At 44.6% G+C, this 23,481-nt stretch carries 22 protein-coding genes; all 22 read right to left on the minus strand.

Annotated elements, in window-relative coordinates; genetic code table 11:
- Nucleotides 1–50: 50 nt before the first annotated feature.
- Nucleotides 51–446: a hypothetical protein gene (locus ACUC6J_RS17320; protein ID WP_016821773.1), complete on the minus strand. Its 396-nt coding sequence runs from the start codon at nt 444–446 to the stop codon at nt 51–53.
- Nucleotides 447–486: 40 nt separating this feature from the next.
- Entirely contained in the window at nt 487–1,470 is a 984-nt protein-coding gene (locus tag ACUC6J_RS17325; protein WP_447249187.1) for a sensor domain-containing diguanylate cyclase, read from the minus strand.
- Nucleotides 1,471–1,494: 24 nt separating this feature from the next.
- Nucleotides 1,495–2,301: an alpha/beta fold hydrolase gene (locus ACUC6J_RS17330; protein WP_019688184.1), complete on the minus strand. Its 807-nt coding sequence runs from the start codon at nt 2,299–2,301 to the stop codon at nt 1,495–1,497.
- An 86-nt stretch (nt 2,302–2,387) separates the two neighbouring features.
- Entirely contained in the window at nt 2,388–2,738 is a 351-nt protein-coding gene (locus ACUC6J_RS17335; protein ID WP_206704146.1) for a hypothetical protein, read from the minus strand.
- 106 nt (nt 2,739–2,844) lie between these two features.
- A complete protein-coding gene (locus ACUC6J_RS17340) occupies nt 2,845–3,681 on the minus strand; it encodes a methyl-accepting chemotaxis protein (RefSeq protein ID WP_447249188.1) in 837 nt (278 codons plus the stop codon).
- Nucleotides 3,682–3,908: 227 nt separating this feature from the next.
- Nucleotides 3,909–5,366: a glycoside hydrolase family 1 protein gene (locus tag ACUC6J_RS17345; RefSeq protein WP_447249189.1), complete on the minus strand. Its 1,458-nt coding sequence runs from the start codon at nt 5,364–5,366 to the stop codon at nt 3,909–3,911.
- 28 nt (nt 5,367–5,394) lie between these two features.
- Nucleotides 5,395–7,311: a beta-glucoside-specific PTS transporter subunit IIABC gene (locus ACUC6J_RS17350; protein ID WP_017426867.1), complete on the minus strand. Its 1,917-nt coding sequence runs from the start codon at nt 7,309–7,311 to the stop codon at nt 5,395–5,397.
- A 116-nt stretch (nt 7,312–7,427) separates the two neighbouring features.
- Nucleotides 7,428–8,255 carry a BglG family transcription antiterminator LicT gene (gene licT, locus ACUC6J_RS17355; RefSeq protein ID WP_016821780.1) on the minus strand — a complete coding sequence of 276 codons (828 nt, stop codon included), beginning with the start codon at nt 8,253–8,255 and terminating at the stop codon, nt 7,428–7,430.
- Between the two features lie 397 nt (nt 8,256–8,652).
- Nucleotides 8,653–9,669: a GTP 3',8-cyclase MoaA gene (gene moaA / locus ACUC6J_RS17360; protein WP_016821781.1), complete on the minus strand. Its 1,017-nt coding sequence runs from the start codon at nt 9,667–9,669 to the stop codon at nt 8,653–8,655.
- A 69-nt stretch (nt 9,670–9,738) separates the two neighbouring features.
- Nucleotides 9,739–9,972, minus strand: coding sequence for a MoaD/ThiS family protein (locus ACUC6J_RS17365; protein WP_016821782.1), 234 nt, complete (start codon nt 9,970–9,972; stop codon nt 9,739–9,741).
- A complete protein-coding gene (locus ACUC6J_RS17370; RefSeq protein WP_026065414.1) occupies nt 9,965–10,408 on the minus strand; it encodes a molybdenum cofactor biosynthesis protein MoaE in 444 nt (147 codons plus the stop codon). The genes ACUC6J_RS17365 and ACUC6J_RS17370 overlap by 8 nt, the downstream gene beginning before the upstream one ends.
- 86 nt (nt 10,409–10,494) lie before the next feature.
- A complete protein-coding gene (locus ACUC6J_RS17375) occupies nt 10,495–11,514 on the minus strand; it encodes a ThiF family adenylyltransferase (RefSeq protein WP_017426865.1) in 1,020 nt (339 codons plus the stop codon).
- A 108-nt stretch (nt 11,515–11,622) separates the two neighbouring features.
- A complete protein-coding gene (locus ACUC6J_RS17380) occupies nt 11,623–12,819 on the minus strand; it encodes a nitrate/nitrite transporter (RefSeq protein ID WP_025365500.1) in 1,197 nt (398 codons plus the stop codon).
- Between the two features lie 207 nt (nt 12,820–13,026).
- Nucleotides 13,027–13,674 carry a response regulator transcription factor gene (locus tag ACUC6J_RS17385; protein WP_038978085.1) on the minus strand — a complete coding sequence of 216 codons (648 nt, stop codon included), beginning with the start codon at nt 13,672–13,674 and terminating at the stop codon, nt 13,027–13,029.
- A gap of 7 nt (nt 13,675–13,681) precedes the next feature.
- On the minus strand, nt 13,682–14,746 hold the full coding sequence (locus ACUC6J_RS17390) for a PAS domain-containing sensor histidine kinase (protein WP_025365501.1): 1,065 nt from the start codon (nt 14,744–14,746) through the stop codon (nt 13,682–13,684).
- A 1-nt stretch (nt 14,747) separates the two neighbouring features.
- Nucleotides 14,748–15,200, minus strand: a complete 453-nt coding sequence (locus tag ACUC6J_RS17395; RefSeq protein WP_016821790.1) for a GAF domain-containing protein — start codon at nt 15,198–15,200, stop codon at nt 14,748–14,750.
- Between the two features lie 45 nt (nt 15,201–15,245).
- Nucleotides 15,246–15,929, minus strand: a complete 684-nt coding sequence (gene narI / locus ACUC6J_RS17400; protein WP_013372381.1) for a respiratory nitrate reductase subunit gamma — start codon at nt 15,927–15,929, stop codon at nt 15,246–15,248.
- Nucleotides 15,926–16,492 carry a nitrate reductase molybdenum cofactor assembly chaperone gene (gene narJ / locus ACUC6J_RS17405; RefSeq protein ID WP_340865213.1) on the minus strand — a complete coding sequence of 189 codons (567 nt, stop codon included), beginning with the start codon at nt 16,490–16,492 and terminating at the stop codon, nt 15,926–15,928. Before narJ ends, narI begins: the two co-directional genes overlap by 4 nt.
- Nucleotides 16,485–18,074 carry a nitrate reductase subunit beta gene (gene narH, locus ACUC6J_RS17410; RefSeq protein WP_016821792.1) on the minus strand — a complete coding sequence of 530 codons (1,590 nt, stop codon included), beginning with the start codon at nt 18,072–18,074 and terminating at the stop codon, nt 16,485–16,487. Before narH ends, narJ begins: the two co-directional genes overlap by 8 nt.
- Nucleotides 18,064–21,738, minus strand: a complete 3,675-nt coding sequence (locus ACUC6J_RS17415) for a nitrate reductase subunit alpha (RefSeq protein WP_447249190.1) — start codon at nt 21,736–21,738, stop codon at nt 18,064–18,066. Before ACUC6J_RS17415 ends, narH begins: the two co-directional genes overlap by 11 nt.
- Nucleotides 21,739–21,937: 199 nt before the next feature.
- Nucleotides 21,938–22,615 carry a molybdate ABC transporter permease subunit gene (modB, locus tag ACUC6J_RS17420; RefSeq protein ID WP_447249191.1) on the minus strand — a complete coding sequence of 226 codons (678 nt, stop codon included), beginning with the start codon at nt 22,613–22,615 and terminating at the stop codon, nt 21,938–21,940.
- A complete protein-coding gene (gene modA, locus ACUC6J_RS17425; RefSeq protein WP_031461948.1) occupies nt 22,612–23,463 on the minus strand; it encodes a molybdate ABC transporter substrate-binding protein in 852 nt (283 codons plus the stop codon). The genes modB and modA overlap by 4 nt, the downstream gene beginning before the upstream one ends.
- Between the last annotated feature and the right edge of the window lie 18 nt (nt 23,464–23,481).

Genomic DNA, 23,481 nt, shown 5'->3' on the forward strand with positions numbered 1-23,481 from the left:
GGTTTGACCAGGCTTATTGGAGTATGCTGTAGAGATATTCGGGGAATCTATTAATCCCAATCCATATAAAACGTTGCCTTCAATTTACCCTTCTCACATGCTGGGCAGCTCAAATGAACCGGCACATTGTTTTCAATGAGTTCCTGCTGCATAACACTCGCGCATCTAGGACAAGCATAAGAAATTTTATACTGTGATGAGTCCGATTCCATCTCAATAAACAATTCATTGCGGATGGCCTGACAGACCGGGCACACATACAGAGCGTCATAAGCATCATATCTCGTCGAAGGGTTGCCTATGAATTCCTCAATACGCCGTTTAAGGGCAGCATCCTGTACAAACGAAGCAATGGATTCCAAACGCATATACAATAAACCAAACCCCACAAATATGTTCTCAGTATAAGCACAGATATCACAGTCCAGCTTGTACGCTTCGCCCATTTTATCCTCCAGCTCTTCATATAGTTAATGAAGCCTCTATCTATCTCTTTATAAGACTTGCTGCATGCGTGACCCGGTTTCTCCCGCCACTCTTGGAAGCATACAGTGCCAAATCTGCTTGATGAACTATCAATTGTTCCGTATCCGCTTGCGTAACCGTTGCCACGCCAATACTCACAGTAATGCTGTAATCTCCCCAATCCCTTGAGGCCGTCGTGGAGCGATATCTTTCTGCTGCACGAATGGCTTCCTCTGCGTCGTTGCCCGGAAGAATAATGACAAACTCCTCGCCACCATAACGAGCGACAATATCCATCTCCTGTGACATGGATTGTAGTAACTCAGCCAGATTAGTGAGCACCAGGTCGCCCACCGGATGACCATAAGTGTCGTTAATGTTTTTGAAACGATCAATATCAATGATCAGCAACGAGAAAGGTATTCCGGTCTCTTGAAAGGAGGCTAGGCTGATTTGTAATTGATCTTGAAAATATCTTCTATTTTTAAGCCCAGTTAACGGGTCGGTTGACGCCATCGTTTCTAGCTGGTGATTAATCCGCACTAGTTCCTGCTGTTTGATTTCATATTCTTCGTGCAACCGTTCAAGCTTCTGGTTTGCTTCATTCGTCGCCTGATATAATTCCTGAAGCTTGGTTTTGGTCTGTAGTATATCTTTCTCATGTTCAATCCGCTTACGCATCATAAGCACTACACAATCAATAACAGCTTCTCTATTGCGTTCCTGCCGAATCCCGTTTAGAAGTACAGGCACATCCTGTCGATCACTTGTGCGAAACGAGAAGTACATCTCATCAACATGCCCGTACAACTGGATGTAGGGATAAAAATAAGTATGAAAAAATAGCTTGTTCGTAACAGACATTGTCGTTTCAATCGGCCGCCCGAGCAATTGATCGCGTTCATAAAGAAGCATGTCCAATAAAGTTTGATTTACCGATTGAATGATCCCAGCGTCCGAAATTGAAAAGTATCCACAGGGAGCTTTATCTAATTGAATATCCATTGCACGACTGCCTTTCTTTCAATATTACACACTGGCTAAATATTCTTTGATTAAATCGCTCGTTTCTCCTGGTTGGCTTAAATGAGGATAATGCCCCTTTGCTCTCATCTGCTGAAGTCTGCTATTTCTAAGATGGGTATGCAAATAATCCCCTACCTCAATTGGAGCAATACTATCATCAGAGCACTGGAGAATAAGCGTAGGAACCGAAGCATGCTGAAGATCGACACGGCAATCTGAAAAAAATGTAACCTCTGCGAATTGCCGTGCAATATGAGGATCTCTGGAGCAAAATGCCTTTTCCAACTCTTCGGTTAAGTCCCCTCGCTCGGGATTTTGCATAGCAATGGGCGCCATGTAACTAGCCCAGCCAATAAAGTTCATTTGCATCATATCCAGTAATTCATCAATATCACTCTTATCGAAACCTCCATAATAAGAAGGCAGGTCATTCACATAGCGTGGAGAAGGACCGAGCATGACAATGCGTTCAAAATATTGAGGGCTTCGGATGGATGCGAGCATTCCGATCATGCTGCTAACGGAGTGTCCGACGAATATGGTATTCCGTAATTCTAACGCTTCCATAATATCCAGCACATCTTGAGCATATCCTTGCAAGTCACTGTATTTTTGGGAATCATAGTATTTTATTTGGGAATCTCCAGACCCAACGTAATCAAATAAGACGATTTGGTAGTTGTCGATAAAGCTAGGGACGATATAACGCCACATATCCTGATCGCATCCAAAGCCGTGAGCAAATACAATCGTCTGGCTGCCTGTACCCAACACTTTTACATTATTACGTCGGAGAATATCAACGGTCATTGTAAATCACCTCTCTGAGGTAGTATCTGTTCTATGGCTTCTCTTCCCTATTATATCGGAAAAGATTTGATTATGGATAATGGATCTCATTCATAAATCCAGCGTTTAATGATCCCCTTTACCTTGTGCACATGTTGCTGTGATGGGGAACAAATAATAACTAATTCGTTTTTCCCATTCGTATCTAACCAATAGTGAACGTCATCCCCCTCATTAACCGTTTCATGAATGATTCTGATGGATTTATGACTTATTTTCGATTTAGCCGAAAAAATGGGGTTCATATCCATAACTTTCTGACCATTAGAAAAGGATGTGTTGTAATAAGGAATCACCCAGTTCTCTTTATCCTGATCTTGTACTAAATTTAGAAATACACGCACCCAATAATCCTCTAGTTCTGTGTAACTCTGTTCATTCAACCCATTCAAATTCATATATGTATCCACTCCAAATGATTTAATAAACTTAAAAAAGTCTCGCCCTGTGATCACATTTCCATGACGGAATGCACAATTCACAGACCGAGACTTCTTCCAATCTTTATTTTACATCCACATCATTCGTGATTTTCTCTATTAAACCTCTCAAGCCTTGGTTGGTATCATTTAATTGATCAATAATATTCATGAACTCCGACACAAGCTTGGCCTGCTCTTGGGAAGATACAGTAATCTGCGTAATCTCTTGTTCCATACTATAAACCGATTGTCTGACAGCTTGCAAGGATTGCTCGATTCGCCCAGTGGCTTCCTTGGTGCCCGTAGACATCTTGCGGATTTCTGCGGCAACAACCCCAAATCCTGCTCCTGCCTCACCCACCCGAGCAGCTTCAATGGCTGCATTTAGTCCAAGCAAGTTTGTCTGCTCTGAAATTTCCTTGATGTAGCCAGCCACCTCAGTCACATTACCAGAGTCCTCAACCGCCTTTTTCGTATTGCTTAAAATTTCCTCGGCTGTCGCACTAAGCTCCTCCGAATGAGCTGCTACATGCTGAATCCCTTCCACTAGCTTGCTTGTAACATCCTCTGCTTGGCTCATCAACTTCTTCAGTTGATCCTGATTATCCATACTATAGGTGATGCACATTACTGCCTCAATCTCATTCTGTTCATTCTTTATCGGATGAAAGTAAGAATCAGCAGCAAACCCGAAAACTTCGGCATCATAGCGAACTCGGGTCTTTTCTCCGCCTACTAGCATTTTGAAGTTCTTGTGTACATCAGGGAGAGGGTCGCCTGCCTTGAAGTCATAGACTAAACTTTTCCCCGACTGAAAGAATAGAAATTTTTCTTTATCCATTACAGATATTAAAACATCATGTCGTGCAGCTTCTCTAATAAACGGTATGGCAGACAAAACAGCTTCTACTTGATTCATAATATGTATCCACTTCCTTATATTTTGTTATCCACCCTACCCTTTATTTCGACATTTTCACCCCATGTGTTTAGTAAAATTAACATACTATTGACTATGGTGATCTCCTAATCTGTATACATTCACCGTAGTTTCCTGAAGGGAAACTGGTTTTAAATCCAAACAGCGCATGCCTACTGAATAGGCATGCGCTGACTGTATCACTTTTTGAAGACACACACTAGTATTTAGTCTAGCTGTTCCCCATTAGTTTCGATCACACTCTTATACCAATAGAAGCTCTTCTTTCTGGATCTGGCAAGTGTTCCTTTACCTTCATTATCCTTATCGACGTATATGAATCCATAGCGTTTTTTCATTTCACCGGTTCCCGCACTTACTAGATCAATACATCCCCAAGGTGTATAACCTATTAAATCTACTCCATCAGCAATGGCTTCTTTCATTTGCTCAATGTGCTGCTTTAGATAATTAATTCGATAAGCATCTTGAATGGAGCCGTCTTCTTCCACTGTATCCACAGCGCCCAGACCATTTTCCACAACCATTAACGGGATTTCATATCGATTATAAATGTTATTGAGGGACCATCTCAATCCCTGCGGATCGATTTGCCAGTCCCAGGCGCTTGCTTTTAAATAGGGATTCTTTAATCCCATGGATAAATTCCCACTCACCTTCTCCTGATTGGGGTCTGCACTGACACAAGTGGATGAATAATAACTGAAAGTATAAAAATCTACGCATCCTTCTTTTAAGACGTCCTCATCATTGTCCTGCATCGTAATTTGGATATTATGTTCTTTAAAATATCGTTTGGCAAATCCGGGATAAGCACCTCTTACTTGAACATCTGAACATAGGAAATTACTCAAGTTATCCTTTTGTTGAGCGAGCAAAACATCATCGGGGTTACAGGTAAGTGGGTATGAACACATATAAGCAATCATACAGCCAATTTTAAAATCCTTATTGATTTCATGCCCCAGCTTTACTGCCTTTGCACTGGCTACAAATTGATGATGCAAAGCTTGATACAGGATCTGCTCATCCTTCACTGTAGCATGGGCAAGCTCTCCATTCCCCTCTGGCATCATCGCTCCAGCCATGAACGCCCCAAAAGACAAGGTTAAGATATTGATTTCATTAAAGGTGAGCCAGTATTTTACAACATCTTTGTATCTGTTAAAAAGAACTTCACAATATCTTACATAAATATCTACCACTCTGCGATCTGACCAGCCGTTATATTTTTGGGTTAAATGAAACGGTGCTTCATAATGTGAGATCGTAACCAACGGCTCAATGTTGTACTTTTTTAATTCTGCGAACACACGATCATAGAACTGCAAGCCTTGCTCATTCGGCTCTGTATCATCTCCGTTAGGAAATATTCTGGACCAAGCGATGGACATTCTAAAAACCTTGAAACCCATTTCAGCAAATAATCGGATATCCTCTTTATAATGATGGTAGAAATCAATAGCCTCGTGACTTGGATAGTTCATTCCTTCTTCCAATACAGGCGTAATTCTTCGGGAAATAGTATGCGTCCCGGCTGTTATTACATCAGCAGTGCTTAGTCCCTTACCATCCACGTTATACCCACCTTCAAATTGGTTAGCAGCCGTGGCCCCTCCCCATAAAAATCCTTGTGGAAACTCCTTGGTTATATTATTGTTCATAGTTCATTCCTCCTAAAATATGGGTAGCTTAGACCATGACCGTCAACAAATCCTCTTTATAACCAATCGTCTTCTTCTCCGTTTCAATAACATCCAAGTAACTAGCAGTGTTGGCAACAATTACAGGAGTAGTCAGAACATAACCAGCCTCTTGGATAGCCTCCAGATCAAACTCCATGAGCAATTGTCCCTTTTTGACGGCTTCCCCTTGTTTTACTTTGGGATAAAAATGTTTACCTTTTAATTTGACTGTATCCTTACCTACATGGATGAGAATTTCCACGCCCTGATCACTGGTAATTCCGATCGCATGACCTGACGAAAATAAGGATGTTAAGACACCATCTACAGGTGAAACGACCTTGCCTTCGGAAGGCTCAATGGCAATCCCTTTACCCAGAGCACCTGTCGAAAAGGCTTCATCAGTTACCTCAGATAAAGGTTTTACATCACCCTTTAACGGACTAATTACCGTCTCCTGTCTTATTAATACTTCTCCTCCTTTTGCTGCTCCCGTTGAACTAACTTCTTTTTTCGTTTCTTTCACCTCATCATCTTTAAATCCGCCAAAAAACATAAGCAAGAAGCCTAATACGAAACTTACCAGGATACCAATAACAGCCCCATAAAATCCGCTGTCTATTCCTGACGGATTAATATAGCTGGGAATCGCGAAAATGCCTAAGCCGCCAATGATATATCCTTTCGTTCCCATCATTCCGATAATACCGCCACCTACTGCAGACGCTATACAGCTTAAAATGAATGGTTTCTTACGTGGTAATGTAATCCCGTAAATCGCGGGTTCTGTTACACCAAAGATCCCGGAGATAACAGCTGGAATGGAAAGGGATCTCAGCTTTACATTTTTGGTTTTGAACAAAATCGCCAGTACGACACCTGTTTGAGCAAAGGAGGCTCCCAGCGTTGCAGCAAGGATCGGATCGAATTTGAGCACCGCCAAGTTGTTCATAGCGATAGGAACAAGACCCCAGTGCAGTCCAAAAATAACAAATACCTGCCAGAAAGCCCCCATGATAATACCTTCAATCATCGGGCTTAAGTTATACACAAAGAGGGTGGCTGCGCCAAGCAGTTGACCTGCCCAAGTCGAGAGTGGTCCAATCACAATCAGCGCTAAGGGTACAATAACTAACAAAGTGAAAAACGGAACCAAGAATGTTCTCACTACGCTAGGGATGACCTTTTTAAAGAAATTTTCTATTTTTGAGCCTACATAGGTGGATACGATAATCGGAAGAACCGTTGATGCATAGCTCATCAGAATGACCGGAATACCTAAGAAGGTGATATATACCGGTGACTCAAATATAGTGCCGCTAAATAAAGTGTATAGCGGTTTACCCGAGGCTGTTATCGTGCTAAAGGTTGGATAAACAAGTGACGCCCCGATCGCCATACCTATAAAAATGTTGGCATTGAATTTTTTAGCTGATGTATACCCCAGGAAAATAGGGAAGAAGTAGAACAAGCAGTCTCCTAAAGCATTGAGAATTTGATAGGTACCCGATGTAACAGTCAGCCAGCCTATAGCTACAAACAAGGCCGTAAAACCCTTAATCATACCCGTGGCACTCAAGACACCCAGCGTGGGTGTAAATACACCTGAAATGGTATCAATAAACCTATTGAACAAACTGACTTTTTCACCTGATGTTTCTTCTGAATCGCCTGCCTGGAAGCCGCCTATCGCAGCAACATCCGCATAAACCTCGGGCACATGATTACCGATCACAACTTGGTATTGTCCCCCGCTTTTTACCACAGTGACGACACCATCCATATTTTTCAGAACCTCTGTATTGGCCTTATTTTCATCCTTTAGCTTGAAGCGCAAGCGTGTAATACAATGAGTTAGACTATTTACATTTTCTTTGCCGCCGACATTTCTGATGATGTCTTTTGCTAATGTCTCATACTTCATTGTAACTGCCCCTTTATTTGTATTTATAAAAAAAGGCAAAACCAAAATAGATCAAATTCGATCTAGGTTGGTTTCGCCTGCATTACCAGTAACAATCCAAGGAGTTATTCAATTGGTCATTGAGTTACGCGTTGAATATGAATCGTTATATACAGTTTTTCTTCATCTGACAATACCGTGTCCAAGTATTTCTCAATCTTTAGCATACAGTTGTAAGCTTTTTTGTACTTTGCTTTCACTTGCCTTAATAGAAAATCATCTTCCAGTGCTAATTTTTTTTCTTTTTGAATTAATCGCTGAAAGAAAAACCTTAAATGTGTAATAAATCGTTCATAGCTGGTCGAGTGTTCATCCAGAGTTATATTGTAAGAATATTTAATAATATTTAAGATATCCTGTATTTTTTGAGTTTGCTGAGCGACATCCGCTACTTTATGGTAGGAGCTGTTGACTTGAGCATTGATTAAATGAAGAGCTATATTACCTGCTTCATCTTCAGACAATCGTTTACCTGTTTCGTCTTCAATAAACTCCAGCGCTTTTAAGCCAACTCCAAACTCTTTAGGATAAAATTTTTTAATTTCCCAGATGAGCGGATTTGCATTTTTAAACCCTTCATCAAACATTTTAAATGCATTGTTCATGTGATCTGTAAGCGAAACATATACATAGTCGCTCAGCTGTGCTTCCAATATGCTCTTTCCATATTCAATGATGTCATAGCATAACGAAACATATTCTGTAGGGACATCCTCTAACAGTAATTTAAATTTCTCTGAAGCATCTTTTTGTTTAAGTACAAACACCTTTTCAATTAAATGCTCTTCTACTTGTTCTCCTGCATTCTTTTTGAATGCAATTCCACGACCCATAACAACAAATTCATGCCTTTTTGAATCTTTGGCTATTATGGCGTTATTATTAAATATCTTTGTTATGATCATTCTGGCTGCCCCCCTGATCCCGCAATAATCTAAAAAAGGATTTAGATGCTGGGCGATATTTCAGATAGGTCACAAGACGGTAATAGCCGATCAAGCTTTCGCTGTAAGCCAAACTATAATGTGTAGATTTATAAACCCATTAAAATGAAAGCGTATTCATAAAGAGGAATAAGCCCTACACTATCACTCACCTTTCTACGTTATTGCAAATCTGTATACAAAAAGAAAAGGCAAAACCCAACACATGGAAGTCCAGTTCCATGTCCCGGGTTTTGCCTTTTCAGTAACAATCCCAAGATCATAATAACATCGAATTTAAGTTTTGCCAACAAAAATGTTTGCGCTTTCTTTTCGGGAATATCCACATCGAACACGGCACATTACCAGGATAAAAATGTCAGCCGCCAATGTAGGACATGTTAATTTTTTTTCTGTTGTTTGCAGTCTGTTCTGTACGTTCATCGGAATACCGATCTATGCGTTGTTCCCATACTGAAGTAATCGCATCAAGTAATTCCTGATCATTCGCCCCGTTACGAAGCATCTGGCGCAAATCAAATCCGTCTGAAGCAAACAAACACGTATAAAACTTACCATCAGAAGATAAACGGGCACGCGTGCAGGATGAGCAAAACGAATCAGAAACCGAAGTAATAAAGCCAACTTGCGCGTCGCTGTCTTTATAACGGTAACGTTTTGCCACTTCTCCAAAGTAATTCTGATCTACCGGCTCCAACTCGTACTCATTCTTAAGTCGCTCCATAATTTCTTCTTTTGTTACTACCTTTTTGAAGCTCCATCCGGTATCGTTACCTACATCCATAAATTCAATAAAACGAAGAGTTATTCCCTGGTCCTTAAAATAAGCAGCCATCGGCAAAATCTCAGAATCATTAACACCTTTTTGAACCACCATATTGACCTTAATCTCAAAACCGATTTCTCTTGCAAAATCGATCTGCTTCAAAATAAACGCAGGCTTAATGCCCCGTCCATTCATCTGCCCAAATAGCTCGGGGTTCAGAGCGTCTACACTGACATTAAGCCGTCGCAGTCCCGCGTCATAGAGGCGTTGCGCCTGTTGCCCTAGTAGCAAACCATTTGTGGTCAACCCTATATCCTCAACTCCACTGATAGACAAAATACTAGAGACAAGGTCGGGAAGGTTCGGTCGCATTAACGGCTCACCACCTGTGAGTCGTATTTTTTTGACCCCAAGGCCTACAAAGAGCTCCGTAAGCCGATGAATCTCTTCAAACGATAGGCATTCGCTTTTGGGAAGAAAGGCAAAATCGTCGCCGAAAATTTCTTTTGGCATACAGTAGGAACAGCGAAAATTGCAGCGATCCGTAACAGATATACGTAAATCACGAATCGGACGCCGCAATGGGTCCTTCAGCGGATGTGAACTCATGTGACCACCTTCTTTTTTTCATTAGCTGTATTTGACGTTGCGGACATGGACACATGACAAGCACTTTCACTAGCCGCCGCTGACAGGCGGAATAAAAGCTGCGATATCTCCATCCTGCAGTACATCTGTAAGCAACGCGTACTCCTCGTTTACTGCAATTCGTGTAGAATTGATCGGCATATCCGGGTATTTATCTGTGATCCAACTGTATAATTCCCCTACAGTTTGGCCTGCCAAATCTGCCATTTCTTCGAATTTTCCCGTTACTTCACGGAGTCCCGCAAAATAGTACAGCTTAATCATGACTGATTTCCTCCGGCTTTTTCTTTTGTTGTCCGATCCATTGTGTTCCGTTTTCCCATATCTCTCGCTTCCAGATCGGAACGATTTCCTTGATTCGTTCGATTGCGTATTCATTCGCCTTATACGCATCCGAGCGGTGTGGTGAAGAAACAGCGATGACAACGGCAATATCACCGATCTGAAGCTCACCAATCCGATGTGCGATTGCTACTCTTGTCCCTTCCCATTTCTGTTCAATTTCGTGGCCAATCTCTGCAAGCTTTTTCTCAGCCATAGGCACATAGGCCTCGTAAGCAAGATATAATGTCCGTACGCCTTGGGTCCACTCTCTTACGTGCCCTGTAAACACGGTCACCGCTCCCGCTTCTGGTCTTAAGACATAATCTGCATAAATCTGCGGAAGAATGGGCTCCGTCACGATTTCAAATACACTCATCTTTTCCACCTTCCAGCCACCTGGCAAGCTACTCTGCTATGAAAACTCTGCTCACTATTTATATTTCCTGGATCTATATCCCTTGTTTAACCGAACAACTGATGGTATAGCTTTTGACCTCTGGCAATACTTCCAATACCGTGAATGAGGAGCCTTCCGTTTTTAAATAAAATCATTCGGTGCTCAAAGGCATAAAATTCAACGAAATAAGGGGTCCTTTTTACACGTTCCGCCATAAGCCTGCCCATTTTCTCTGCATCGTCCAACGTAATCGGACGATGAGGGTCTGGAAGAACCTGCACTACATCCCGTCCGCACAGCGAAGCATACGCCGAGCGACGGGATGCGGTCAGTGCAGGAAACACAGGATGTTCTCCACAGGTCGGACAATTCTGATTGCGGATGCGGGAAATCCCTATGTCCATCTGCGTATTTTCCCATAGATCAAATAAATGAACCTTGCTGCGCATTTTATCACGTTTACCGCTCAGCCACTTCATGGCTTCTGCACTTTGGAGAGCAGCCGTCACTTGAACTGCGGGCGAGATAATTCCAGCCGTATCGCAGGTCTGATTGATTGCCGGCAGCGATGGCAGTAGGCAACGAAAACAAGCTGACTTGCCCGGCACGAACGGAAAAACAACGCCTGTGCTTCCAACACAGGCGCCGTAAATCCATGGAATTTCAGCCTTTCGTGCAGCATCGTTTATAAGCAGCCGGGTTTCAAAATTATCCGTTGCATCCATCAGCAATGTGCTTTTACCAGCAAGCTCTTGAGCAAGCCCGGTATCCAAGCTGTCGAGATAGGTATACAAGCGTACGTCTTCTCGTATCGCCTTTAACCTTTTTTCAGCAGCCGTTACCTTGGGGAGCATTTGTGCAGCATCCTGCTCCGTGAATAACTGCTGGCGTTGCAGATTCGACGTCTCCACATAATCACGGTCAACCAGGTGAATCTCTCCGACGCCCGCTCTTACTAATGTTTCAGCGATGGCGGAGCCTAGTGCCCCGCAGCCGATAATGGTAACAACAGCTTCAGACAGATTACGTTGTCCTTCACTGCCGATGGGTCTAAATAAGATCTGTCTTGAATAACGTTCCTTCATCACAATGTCCCCCTAACGTTGAAGAGCGATCGTTAACTTTGTGCTTTTTCCTGTGGCTCTCGCTAGAAACGTTAAAGGTGTCTTTATAATTTCTCCACTCTTAATGCTTTACTGCTGAAGTTCCTTTTGTTTCTCAAAGCGGTTCTGCTCGGCAGCTACAGGGAAACGTCCTTGATAATATAGCCATATGACGAGAATCAGGCTAGCCAGTGCCACTTGGGAGAGTAACATGAACCCAATGGAATATTGGCCAGTAGCCGCATGAATCGTCGATAACAAGATCGGAGGGAAAAAGCCACCCAGGCCACCCATCATGGATACAATTCCGTTCACTATGCCTGCCTGTTTATTAAAATAAAATGGAACTAGCTTGAAAATGACACCGTTCCCGATTCCCGCACTCACAGCGATAGCCAAGCACCCTACTGTATACAGGGTGATGTCTGGGGAAAAAGCCAAAAGAATCGCAGCGACCGTATACACAGCAAACGTACCTACCAGCAGAAACAAGGGCTGAAAACGATCCGCCAGCCAGCCACCGATCGGGCGGAAGAATGTAGCAATTGCGATAAAGCCTGCTGTACGCATCCCTGCATCCACTTTATCCAGTTCGAAATTCGATACGAGAAAATTCGGTAGATACACCGTAAACGCTACAAATGAGCCAAACGTAATAAAATAAAAGAGCGAGAAAAACCAAAGCTTTTCATTTTTGTAAACCCCTTTGATTTGCTCCATAATGGGCGTCTTGACTTTAGCTTCATGACGGTCCCCAAAGAAGAAATTCAAAACGATAAAAACAAGCAATAGGATAAGATACAGCTTGACTGTAAGTGCCCATCCTACCTGTGTCGCTACAATCGGAGCGGAGAAGGTCGTTACCGCTGTCCCTAGGTTGCCCACACCATACATCCCGTTGACAAAGCCATGTCTTTCTTTCGGATAATACTTGGGCAGTGAAGTTACTCCAACCGAGAACACCGCTCCCCCAATCCCAAGGAACAAGCCACCGATAATTAAATCCGTCATCGTCGAAGCTTCACTGATATAGTAGACCGGAAACAAAAGCAAAACAAAGCTAACGAGGAAAACGATTCTCGCCCCGAAAATATTGGCATAATAACCAAGCGGAATGCGCAGAATCGATCCAAGCACGACCGGAATCGCCGTAACCATGGCCAGTTTTCCGGGTGGAATCGCAATATCCTCCGTAATGAACGGCATGAGGGAAGAAATGATGACCCACACCATGAATCCAAGAATCAGGTTCAATGTTTGTAGCGGCAACTGCATTTTTCTAATCATTTAACTCACCTTTTCAACTTTATTCTGTCGAATGTTTGATTTGTATTTTTCTGTTCCCATTGTAGCCGCTAGCCGTTCCTTTCGAATATAGGGGACTCCCCTTTCCCGGTCAGGGGAGTCCCTGAAAATAAAAAAGCCGCTTCTCGTAAGAAGCTGCTTGATTCATTGTAGATATATTATTGGATTAAAAATAATCTTCTTCATAAACTAGAAATCCAGCATTTTTTTCTTTAAAGCATATTGGACCAGCTCAGGCCGGCTTTTTAAGTTCAACTTCTCCATGATTTTAGCTTTATTCGCTTCCACGGTTTTGACAGAAATGAACAGCTTTTCGGCAACTTCCTTGTTACCGTATCCCTTTGCAACCAAAGGGAGAATCTCCAGCTCGCGCTTGGACAGAATCTCATACGGATCTTCGGTTTGTGATGTTGTGTCTTTCTTAATGAACTCACGCACGAGAGAAGTGGCCATTTTAGGATGGATATAAGTCCCGCCCCCATGAATGGTTCGTATGGCAAGCAATAGCTCCTCATCTGGTGCATTTTTCAAAACGTACCCTGAAGCACCATTCTTCAAAATATGAAATAGATATTCTTCGTCGTCATGCATGGTCAGTATCAGAATTTTAGTGTCAGGGTGGTCCTCTTTAATCTTGCCTGTGGCGATCAAACCACTTTCGCCTGGAGGCATGCTGAGGTCCATAATTAGAATATCCGGCTGATGTTTGGCTACCATAGTATACGCTTCAATCCCGTCCGCAGCCGTTCCGACAACCTCCATATCCGATTGGAAGTTGAGAATCATGGAAAATCCGCTTCGTACAATGGCATGATCATCCGCTAATACAATTTTGATCAAGTTTCTATTCCTCCTCGTGTCCAATCGGAATTTGTAAAAAGACTTTGGTTCCTTGGCCAACATTCGAAAGGACGCCAAAACTTCCACCTACCAGTTCTGCTCGCTCCTGCATACCATACAAGCCTAGTCCTGTCCCAATAGGCTTGCCCCCCTTATCAAAGCCAATCCCATTATCCTCTACAGTCAAACGAAGCGCGTGTTCGTGCTCCGACAAAGTAACTTTAACGGTATCCACCTGGGCATACTTCAACGCATTGAGCACAGCCTCCTGACAGACGCGATAAATGACTGTTTCTTTTTCGCTTCCATACCGCTTCTGGGGAAGATCAGATACGAACTCAACCACTAGACCAAAACTTTGCTCGACCCGCTTAAAGTGGGAACGGAATGCCGCCTCAAGTCCAAAATCATCAAGGGTAGCAGGACGAAGATCCACAGACAGGTTGCGGATATCATCCAGCAAGCGTGTCATGGATGCTTCTGTTTGTTTCATGTTTTTAATGAGCTGCTCATCATTCGTCATGTATTTTAATACCCGTAGTTCAACAACCGCGCTCATCAATTCCTGGGCGACGCTGTCGTGCAGCTCTCTGGAAAGCCGTTTACGCTCGTTTTCCTGTGCTTCAATAACATGTTTCATCATTTTGTTCTGATACAATTTCTCCTGCGTCTGAAATTGCGGGGTCAAATCTCTCAGCATCAGCACCCGGATTCCATTTGTAGAATCAATCGTATGAAAAGAAGCTGCATAGGGAACCATTCCGTTGCTTTTCGTCTCCAGATAAACCTGAAAAGAAGCAAAATTGTTGGATTCAGGCACATTGAAATAACAGTCAAGGCAGGTACGGGGCTCTGTGTCGCTTGTATAGCCTCTGCATGTTCCACATAAGGCCCTGTCCTGTCCTTCATAGAGTTGAATGAGAACGTCATCGTCTACAATCTCCTCAGCCGCCGGGTTCATGGCTAGGGTTTTCCCTTCCCTATCAAAAAAGAAGATAGCTTCTGTACTGTTCTCAAACATCTTCACCATTAGCGTACTCAAAGAGTCTGTCCCTATAGACAATGTCAATTCAGATCACTTCCTTCCCGTTCAACTCTCCAATTCCCCTATGTGCCAAGGTTTCCAAATCACGCATCATAGCTTCGGTCATCAGCTGTTCTTCTCGAAATCCACCCAGCAGTACACCCGCGACGCGAGCATCATTCCACAGGGGCACAGCGCCGAGACTCTTGAGCTTCTCGGATTGAACGATTGGATAGTTAAACAGGTTGTCTGCCCCAACAAATTGATGAACAGATGGAATAAAGATAGATTTCCCGGTTTTAAACACGACTCCAGCTATGCCCTTTCCAGATTGCAGTACAATCCGCTTAAATCGATCATTCAAATTGCCAGCGGCGTTTTTCCATTTAATGACGTATTGATATTCGGCCGGTTCAACCAGAGCAAGTGCCATAAAATCATAACCGAAATGTTCGCGTATTCGCTCAAGCTCCCTTTGATAATCCATCTTATTATTCATCACTCTCTCCTAATAAAACTAGGAAAGAAGGCAGGGCCCGCTTTCCTAGTTTGATTTATGTCTTCTGTAAAGGATATAACTTCTGCGCACATAATTCAACGGAACACTCCACACATGTACAAGCCGGGTAAACGGCCAGAATGCAAAAATCGCAAAACCCATAAGGACATGAAGCTTGAACGAGATCGGTACGTCTCTCATCAGTGTAGGGTCAACACGGAATATGAACAAACCGCGGAACCAGATCGAGATAGTCTCCCGATAATCAAATTCTGGCTGAACCGCATTCGTTACGAGTGTGGCAAACATCCCCATGCACACAAGCGCCAACAGCAATACGTTTACAATCAAATCAGAAGCTGTACTTAAACGACGCACATTACGAATTGTAAAACGTCGAGAGGTAAGTATCAACATCCCAAGGAACGTCATGGCTCCAAATATTCCACCAATATAGACCGCTCCAATGTGATATAGATGATCGTTTACCCCCAGTGCATGCATCCAGGTTTTGGGTATACCCAGACCAGACACATGACCGAAAATAACTGGAATGATCCCCAGGTGGAATAAGAGGCTTCCGATCATCAATTGTTTCTTTTCAATAAATTCGCTCGATTTTGCCGTCCAATTGAATTGGTCCGTTCTATAGCGGAAGATATGGCCTACGATAAAAATGACCACACACATATAAGGGAAAATGACCCATAAAAACTGCTCCATCATCATAGCGTGGCTGCCTCCTGTTCTACGCAAGCTTTAAGCGTTTCGCGCAGTCCCTTGACCAGATGAAAATACGGGCTTTCCATTTTTTCCAGCGCTTTAAGCAAATGATAAGTGCCGTCTTCCAAAATCGCGATCGGCATGCGGAAATTTTCTGTCGTCTTTGCATCCTGTACCCATTCGGCGGCATACAGGAATTCACACATGAGCGGTAGGTAATCCGGCAGCTCACCATCTGGCATTTCAAGACCATACATTTCATAGAGAACCTTTAACTTGACCAGCATTTGTCCTCTTTCTTTTGCATCTTCAAACTTGAAGTAAGTCATATATAGTGCACAATTTTTTTGAAAATCGAAGGTTTCTGTATACAGTTCCTGGATCTCTTCCATACTAAACTCTTGCATAAGAGACCAGTACTTATGAGCATACGTATACGCAGGATGATCCGGATCAAATGATGCTTCCAGAAAAGCCGGATGAAAATCCAGCTTTTCCGGGTACATGAGTTGTTGGGCGAAAAACCCGAATGAAGGCTTGAATTCATACAGTTTCGCTACATTAATCACGCCAAATACCCCCGTAGAAGTTTTCTTCATACATTTGCTTGCCTGATTTCGAAGGCTCTTCCATTCCCGTGGAGCTTGCCAGGCTACAACCGCTACAGCCAGCTCCTCCAACTCCACAACCTTCCATATTCCCTAAGGTATCACCGTAACCAGCAGCTCCTTGGGCGCGATATGGATTAGAATAACCCTCTTTATGCGATGTTGGAATAACGAAACGGTCCTCGTATTTGGCAATAGCCAGAAGCCGGTACATCTGCTCGGCCTGACGTGCTGTCATGCCGGTGCGTTCCAGACGGCTTTCATCGAAAGATTGTCCTGTGGACTGGGCACGCATATAGGAGCGCATCATAGCCATCCGCTGCAGCGATTCTTTCACCGTCTGGGTGTCGCCCGCCGTCAACATATTGGCAAGATACTGAATAGGCGTGCGCATTTCTTCGATAGCTGGAAAGATCATATCTGGATTCTCGATGGAGTCTTTCCCTTCAAAGTAATTCATGATCGGACTAAGTGGTGGTACATACCAGACCATCGGCAGCGTGCGGTATTCCGGATGAAGCGGGAATGCCAGCTTATACTCAATAGCAAGCTTGTAGACCGGTGAGTTCTGCGCAGCCTCAATCCAATCTTGCGAGATCCCATCTTTTTTTGCCTGCGCAATTACCGCTGGATCACTTGGGTCCAAGAACAAATCACACTGTGCTTTATACAGATCTTTCTCATCCTCTTTAGAAGCAGCCTCCTGCACCTTATCCGCGTCATACAATAGAACGCCAAGGTAACGAATTCGTCCGGTACACGTCTCGGAGCAGACGGTTGGCAACCCGGCTTCTACGCGCGGGAAGCAGAAGGTACATTTCTCTGCTTTATTCGTCTGCCAGTTGAAGTACACTTTCTTATATGGACAACCCGTCATGCAATATCTCCAGCCGCGACATGCTTCCTGATCCACAAGCACGATGCCATCCTCGTCCCGTTTGTACATGGCACCTGAAGGGCAGGATGCGACACAGCTTGGATTCAGACAGTGTTCGCAAAGCCGAGGAAGATACAGCATGAATGACTTCTCGAAATTGAATTTAATCTCTTCTTCAATTTTCTGAATATTGGGATCGAGAGGTCCTGTCACATGGGTACCTGCCAAATCATCCTCCCAGTTTGGCCCCCAATTCAGATCCATTTTTTCGCCTGTTACAGCAGATTGTGCACGCGCGACCGGAGAATGCTTCTGCTCTTTGGCGTTGGTCAAATGTTCATAATTGTAAGTCCAGGGTTCATAATAATCCTTCATTTCAGGCATATCGGGATTGTAGAAAATTTTACCGAGCGCTATCTTGGACAGCTTGTTCCCTGACTTCAGTTCAAGCTTCCCTTTGCGAAGCTGCCAGCCCCCCTTATACTGCTCCTGGTCTTCCCAGCGTTTTGGATAACCAATACCGGGCTTCGTTTCCACGTTGTTGAACCACATATATTCCGCACCTTTGCGGTTTGTCCAAGTTGTTTTGCACGTCACACTGCACGTATGGCAGCCAATACATTTATCCAGGTTCATGACCATGGCAATTTGAGCTTTAATCTTCAAGCCAGTTAACCTCCTTCATTTTACGTACCGCTACGTACACATCGCGCTGGTTGCCGATTGGACCGTAATAGTTGAACCCGTAGCTAAGCTGAGCGTATCCGCCAACCATCTGGGTCGGTTTGAGATGAATTCTTGTTGGCGCATTATGACTGCCCCCGCGTGTATCCGTGATTTCGGAGCCTGGCACTTGAATGTGCTTATCTTGTGCATGGTACATAAACATCGTTCCTCTTGGCATCCGGTGGCTGACAACTGCCCGGGCGGTGACAACACCGTTACGGTTGTATACCTCTACCCAGTCATTGTCGGCCAGATCGTGGGCTGCTGCGTCTTCGTTATTGATCCATACCGTTGGGCCTCCACGGAACAGCGTAAGCATATGCTGGTTATCCTGATAAGTGGAGTGAATATTCCATTTCCCGTGTGGAGTCAGATAACGAAGCACAAGTGAATCCTGGCCGCCTTTGATTTCCCGATCACGTGTACCGAATACCATCGGTGGCAAAGTCGGTTTATAGATAGGCAGCGACTCCCCAAACTGCTGGAAGATTTCATGATCGATATAGAAATGCTGTCTTCCTGTCAAAGTCCGGAACGGAACGAGACGCTCAATATTCGTGGTAAATGGCGAGTAGCGACGTCCCTGTTTGTTAGAGCCACTGAATACCGGTGTCGGTATAACTTCACGCGGCTGCGCTGTAATGCTTTGGAATGTGATCTTCTCGGCGGCGCGGTCGGCTGAGATGTCCATTAGCTTCACACCGTGATCCTTTTCCGCCTCTGCGTAGGCTTTTTGCGAGACACGACCATTCGTTGCAGACGAAAGATGAAGAATCGTATCAGCCACTTGACGGGCTGTCTGGATCTTTGGCAGTCCATCTTTAATGGACTCATCGTAATAAACCCCGTTCAGCTTCTTCAATTCCTCATATTCATCTGCTACCGAGAAGCTAACGCCATGCGCGCCCGTTTTTCCAGTAGCCAAATTTGGACCGAGCGAGACATATTTATCGTAAATTTTGGTGTAATCGCGTTCTACGATGCTGAAATTAGGCATGGTTTTACCCGGCACAGCTTCGGCCTCGCCTTTCGTCCAGTCCTTTATAAGCCCCATCGGTTGCGCAATTTCGCCTATGGAATCATGCCCAAGCGGTGCAGTTACAAGGTCTTTATATATTCCCGGTAGATGCTCTTTGGCCATGTTCGAGAAGGTTTCAGACAGCTGACGGTAAATATCCCAGTCCGAGCGGGATTCCCAAAGCGGATTCACCGCAGGATTAAATGGATGCACGAACGGATGCATGTCTGTCGAGGACAAATCCGTCTTCTCATACCAGGTCGCCGCCGGAAGTACGACATCCGCGTACAACGGTGTTGTGGTCATCCGGAAATCAAGTGCGACCATCAAATCAAGCTTTCCTTCCACATCTTCCCGCCAGACGATTTCCTCAGGCTTCTGATCTTCGTTCGGCCGGGCAAGCAGCGCGTCGGAGGCTCCAAGCAAATGCTTCATGAAATATTCCTGTCCCTTGGCCGAGCTGGAAATGAGGTTGGACCGCCAAATAAAGAGCGAACGCGGGAAGTTCTCCGCTGCCCCTGGATCTTCAATAGCAAAACGGGTCTTACGCGATTTAATCTCTTCCACAGTGTGGTTAATGATTTCCTCGTTTGACTTCTTGCCTAATTGCGCCGCCTCTTCGGCGAATAGCAGGCTGTTTTTATTAAACTGCGGGTAAGAAGGCATCCAGCCCAACCGTGCAGCAAGTACATTGTAGTCCGCCGGATGTTGGTAACTGACCTCTCCCCCAGTCGGCGATTTCAATGTGTCGGTGCCGCTTTCTTCATACCGCCACTGTTCTGTTGCAAAATAGAAAAACGAAGTAGCATTTTGCAACCGAGCCGGTCCCTGCCAGTCTTTTGCAAAGGCAATCGTTGACCAGCCTTCAATAGGACGGCACTTCTCTTGACCTACATAATGCGCCCAGCCTCCACCGTTAACACCTTGGGAAGCCGTCAGTACGACCAGGTTCAAGATGGAGCGATAAATGGTGTCACTGTTGAACCAGTGATTGATCCCCGCCCCCATAATGATCATGGAACGTCCTTGAGTGTCGATGGCGTTCTGAGCAAATTCGCGAGCAACTTGCACTACGACCGATGCCTTGACTCCCGTGATCTTCTCCTGCCAGGCAGGAGTGTAATGAGAAGCTGCATCGTAATAATCCTTTGCATTATGAGGGCTATCATTGCGAGCGACACCATACTGACTCATCATCAAATCATATACGGTGGCTACGAAGCGCTCTGAACCATCAGCCAGACGTACTTTTTTCGTCGGAATGACACGTTTGAATGTTCCGTTACCTGTGTTATCAAAATAAGGGAATACAATTTCTTCCCATTGCTCGTCATGACCTTCCACCGTGAGCGCAGGCTCAACCTTGGTTCCATCTTCCCGCTCCAAGATCAGATTCCATTTCTTATCCTGCTCCCAGCGCTGTCCCATTGTTCCGTTCGGGACCATCATTTCCCCTGCTACTTCATCGAATATGACCGGTTTCCAATCTGCATGCTGTGAAGCATCCCCCAGATCACTCGCCCGCAGAAAACGTCCGCCTTTCCAGGCTCCTTCGTGGGGATCAAGCAGAATCATGAATGGCATATCTGTATATTGCTTGGCATAGTTAATGAACATGGATTCCTTGCGTTTCTGGTAGAACTCATCCAGAATGACATGGGTCATCGCCTGTGCCACAGCGGCGTCTGTACCCGGATTGGGTGCAAGCCAGTTATCAGCGAACTTTACGTTTTCCGCCAAATCCGGAGCCACGGATACGACCTTCGTTCCTTTATAGCGTACTTCCGTCATAAAGTGGGCATCCGGCGTCCGGGTAAGCGGCACATTCGATCCCCACATGATCAGGTAACCCGCGTTGTACCAATCTGAGGATTCAGGTACGTCCGTTTGCTCACCCCAAATTTGAGGAGAAGCAGGCGGAAGATCGGCATACCAATCGTAAAAGCTCAACATCTCCCCACCAAGCAATGAAATAAACCGCGCTCCTGAGGCATAGCTTATCATTGACATTGCTGGAATAGGGGTGAAGCCTGCAATCCGGTCAGGACCGTATTTGCGAATGGTGTAAATTAATTGCGCCGAAATCAGATGCAGAACATCATCCCAAGCCACACGAACATGCCCGCCTTTGCCGCGAGCCGATTTATAGAGCTTGGCTTTCTCCGGGTCTTCGACAATGCTGGCCCATGCGTCTACCGGATTGCTATGCTCCTTGAGGGCAGCTTGCCAGAGTCGCAATAGCTTACCGCGCATATATGGATATTTCACACGTAACGGGCTGTATTCATACCAGGAAAATGAAGCACCACGCGGGCATCCACGCGGCTCAAATTCTGGCATGTCTGGACCGCAGGAGGGATAATCGATTTGCTGATTTTCCCAAGTGATGATGCCGTTCTTAACAAAAACCTTCCAGCTACAGGAGCCGGTACAGTTAACACCATGCGTCGTGCGAATCACTTTGTCGTGAGACCAACGCTGGCGGTACACGTTTTCCCATTCTCTATTTTTTTCTTCAAGGATTGACCAATTTCCGGAATAGCTCTCGATTGGTTTGAAGAAGTTGAGACTGTATTTCTTTTTCATCGGTGATCAACGCTCCTTTTCAGAATGAATCAGTCCGTCGCAAGCCCATGGGAAAGATTCATTCGCTTACTCTCATTATGAAATTCATTCCTCTCCGTTCCCATTAGGGAATGTCCTATAGCGCTATAGAAAATCCCTCGTTCTAAGGAAAGATACAAAAAAAGCCCCCCTCTACCAGAGGGAAGCTTGTATGAATAGATTAATTGTTCTTTTGGCCTGTTAACAGGAGCATTATAAAGGAAATGAATATGATAGAGCATGTCCAAGCCCAGGCCATAGGAAGATGACCAGAATCCACTGCAATATAGATGGCTGTAGGAATCGTTTGTGTTTTACCCGGAATATTTCCGGCAATCATCAGCGTAGCACCGAACTCGCCCAGCCCACGGGCAAAACCAAGTATAAAGGCCGCTTTAAAAGAAGGGAAAATCAAAGGAAAGGTGATATATCGGAAAACCTGCCATTCATTTGCCCCCATCGAGCGCCCCGCGTTTTCCAAGTCCCGATCCACTGCAGCGAATCCCATTCTCAGTGTCCGATAGACTAGAGGAAAAGCCACAACCACCGCGGCCACAACCCCAGCCCACCATGAGAATACAATAGGCTCGCCAAACCAATGCTCCACCAAACGTCCAAACCCACTTTTTCGTCCGAGTAAGATTAGCAGTAAAAATCCAACTACCGTCGGCGGGAGCACCAAAGGCAGCATAAGCACGGTTTCAACGAGTGTTTTCCCTTTAAATATTCCTAACCGCGACATGGACCATGCCGCAAACAAGCCTAATAGGATCACCAAAACGCTGGATAACAGTGCAATCTGTAACGATAAACGAATCGGAGGCCAATATTCGCTCCAATCTATAGCCTGCATGCTCACTTCGGTATGGTAAATCCATACTTAGCCATAATGTTCAGAGATTCTTGCGATTGAAGGTATTCATAGAAGCTTTCGGCTTCTTGGATGTGTTTGGAAGCTTTGATGATCCCGATAGGGTACTCAACCGTTGAATAAGTTTTAGAGTCCACCTCAAAAGCAATTTTCGCCTTTTGCGAAGTTAACGCATCTGTCTTATACACAAATCCGACATCTGCGTTACCCGTTTCTACATATTGCAGCACTTGTCTAACATCTTTTGCCTGAACGAGCTTGTCTTGTAACACATCCCAAAGCTTAACGTTCGTCAGTGCTTCCTGTGCATATTTGCCTGCAGGAACACTCTCAGGAATACCGATTGCTACCTTTTTCACTTCTTTTTGCATTAAATCCTTTACACTCGTGATGCTCGTCGTCCCGTCAGCAGGGATCACCGCTACCAACTCGTTCGTCAGCCATGTTTTTTGTTTATTGCTCTCTATTAAATGCTGATCTACGAGAGACTTCATGTTTTTCTTCGAAGCAGACAAAAACAAGTCCGATGGAGCTCCTTGCTCAATCTGCTTTTCCAGTGCACCAGAACCACCAAAGTTGAAATTCAATTGAATACCCTTATGGGATGATTCGTACAATGTCTGGATTTCTTTGAGTGCATCTGTTAAGCTCGCAGCCGCGGAAATGGTCAGTTCTACAGTTTCAGTCTTTTTCGATGAATCCTGGCCGGAGACCTCGTTCTGGACCGCGCTGCTACCACTTGAAGCTGATTGTTGCCCCGCACCGCACCCTGCTAGTAATAACACAACACAAAAAGCAAAAAAGAGTGCCTGGCTATGTTTAATAATTTTTTTCATTTTTGTTTGACTCCTTAC

This window comes from Paenibacillus sp. JJ1683 (assembly GCF_053006485.1).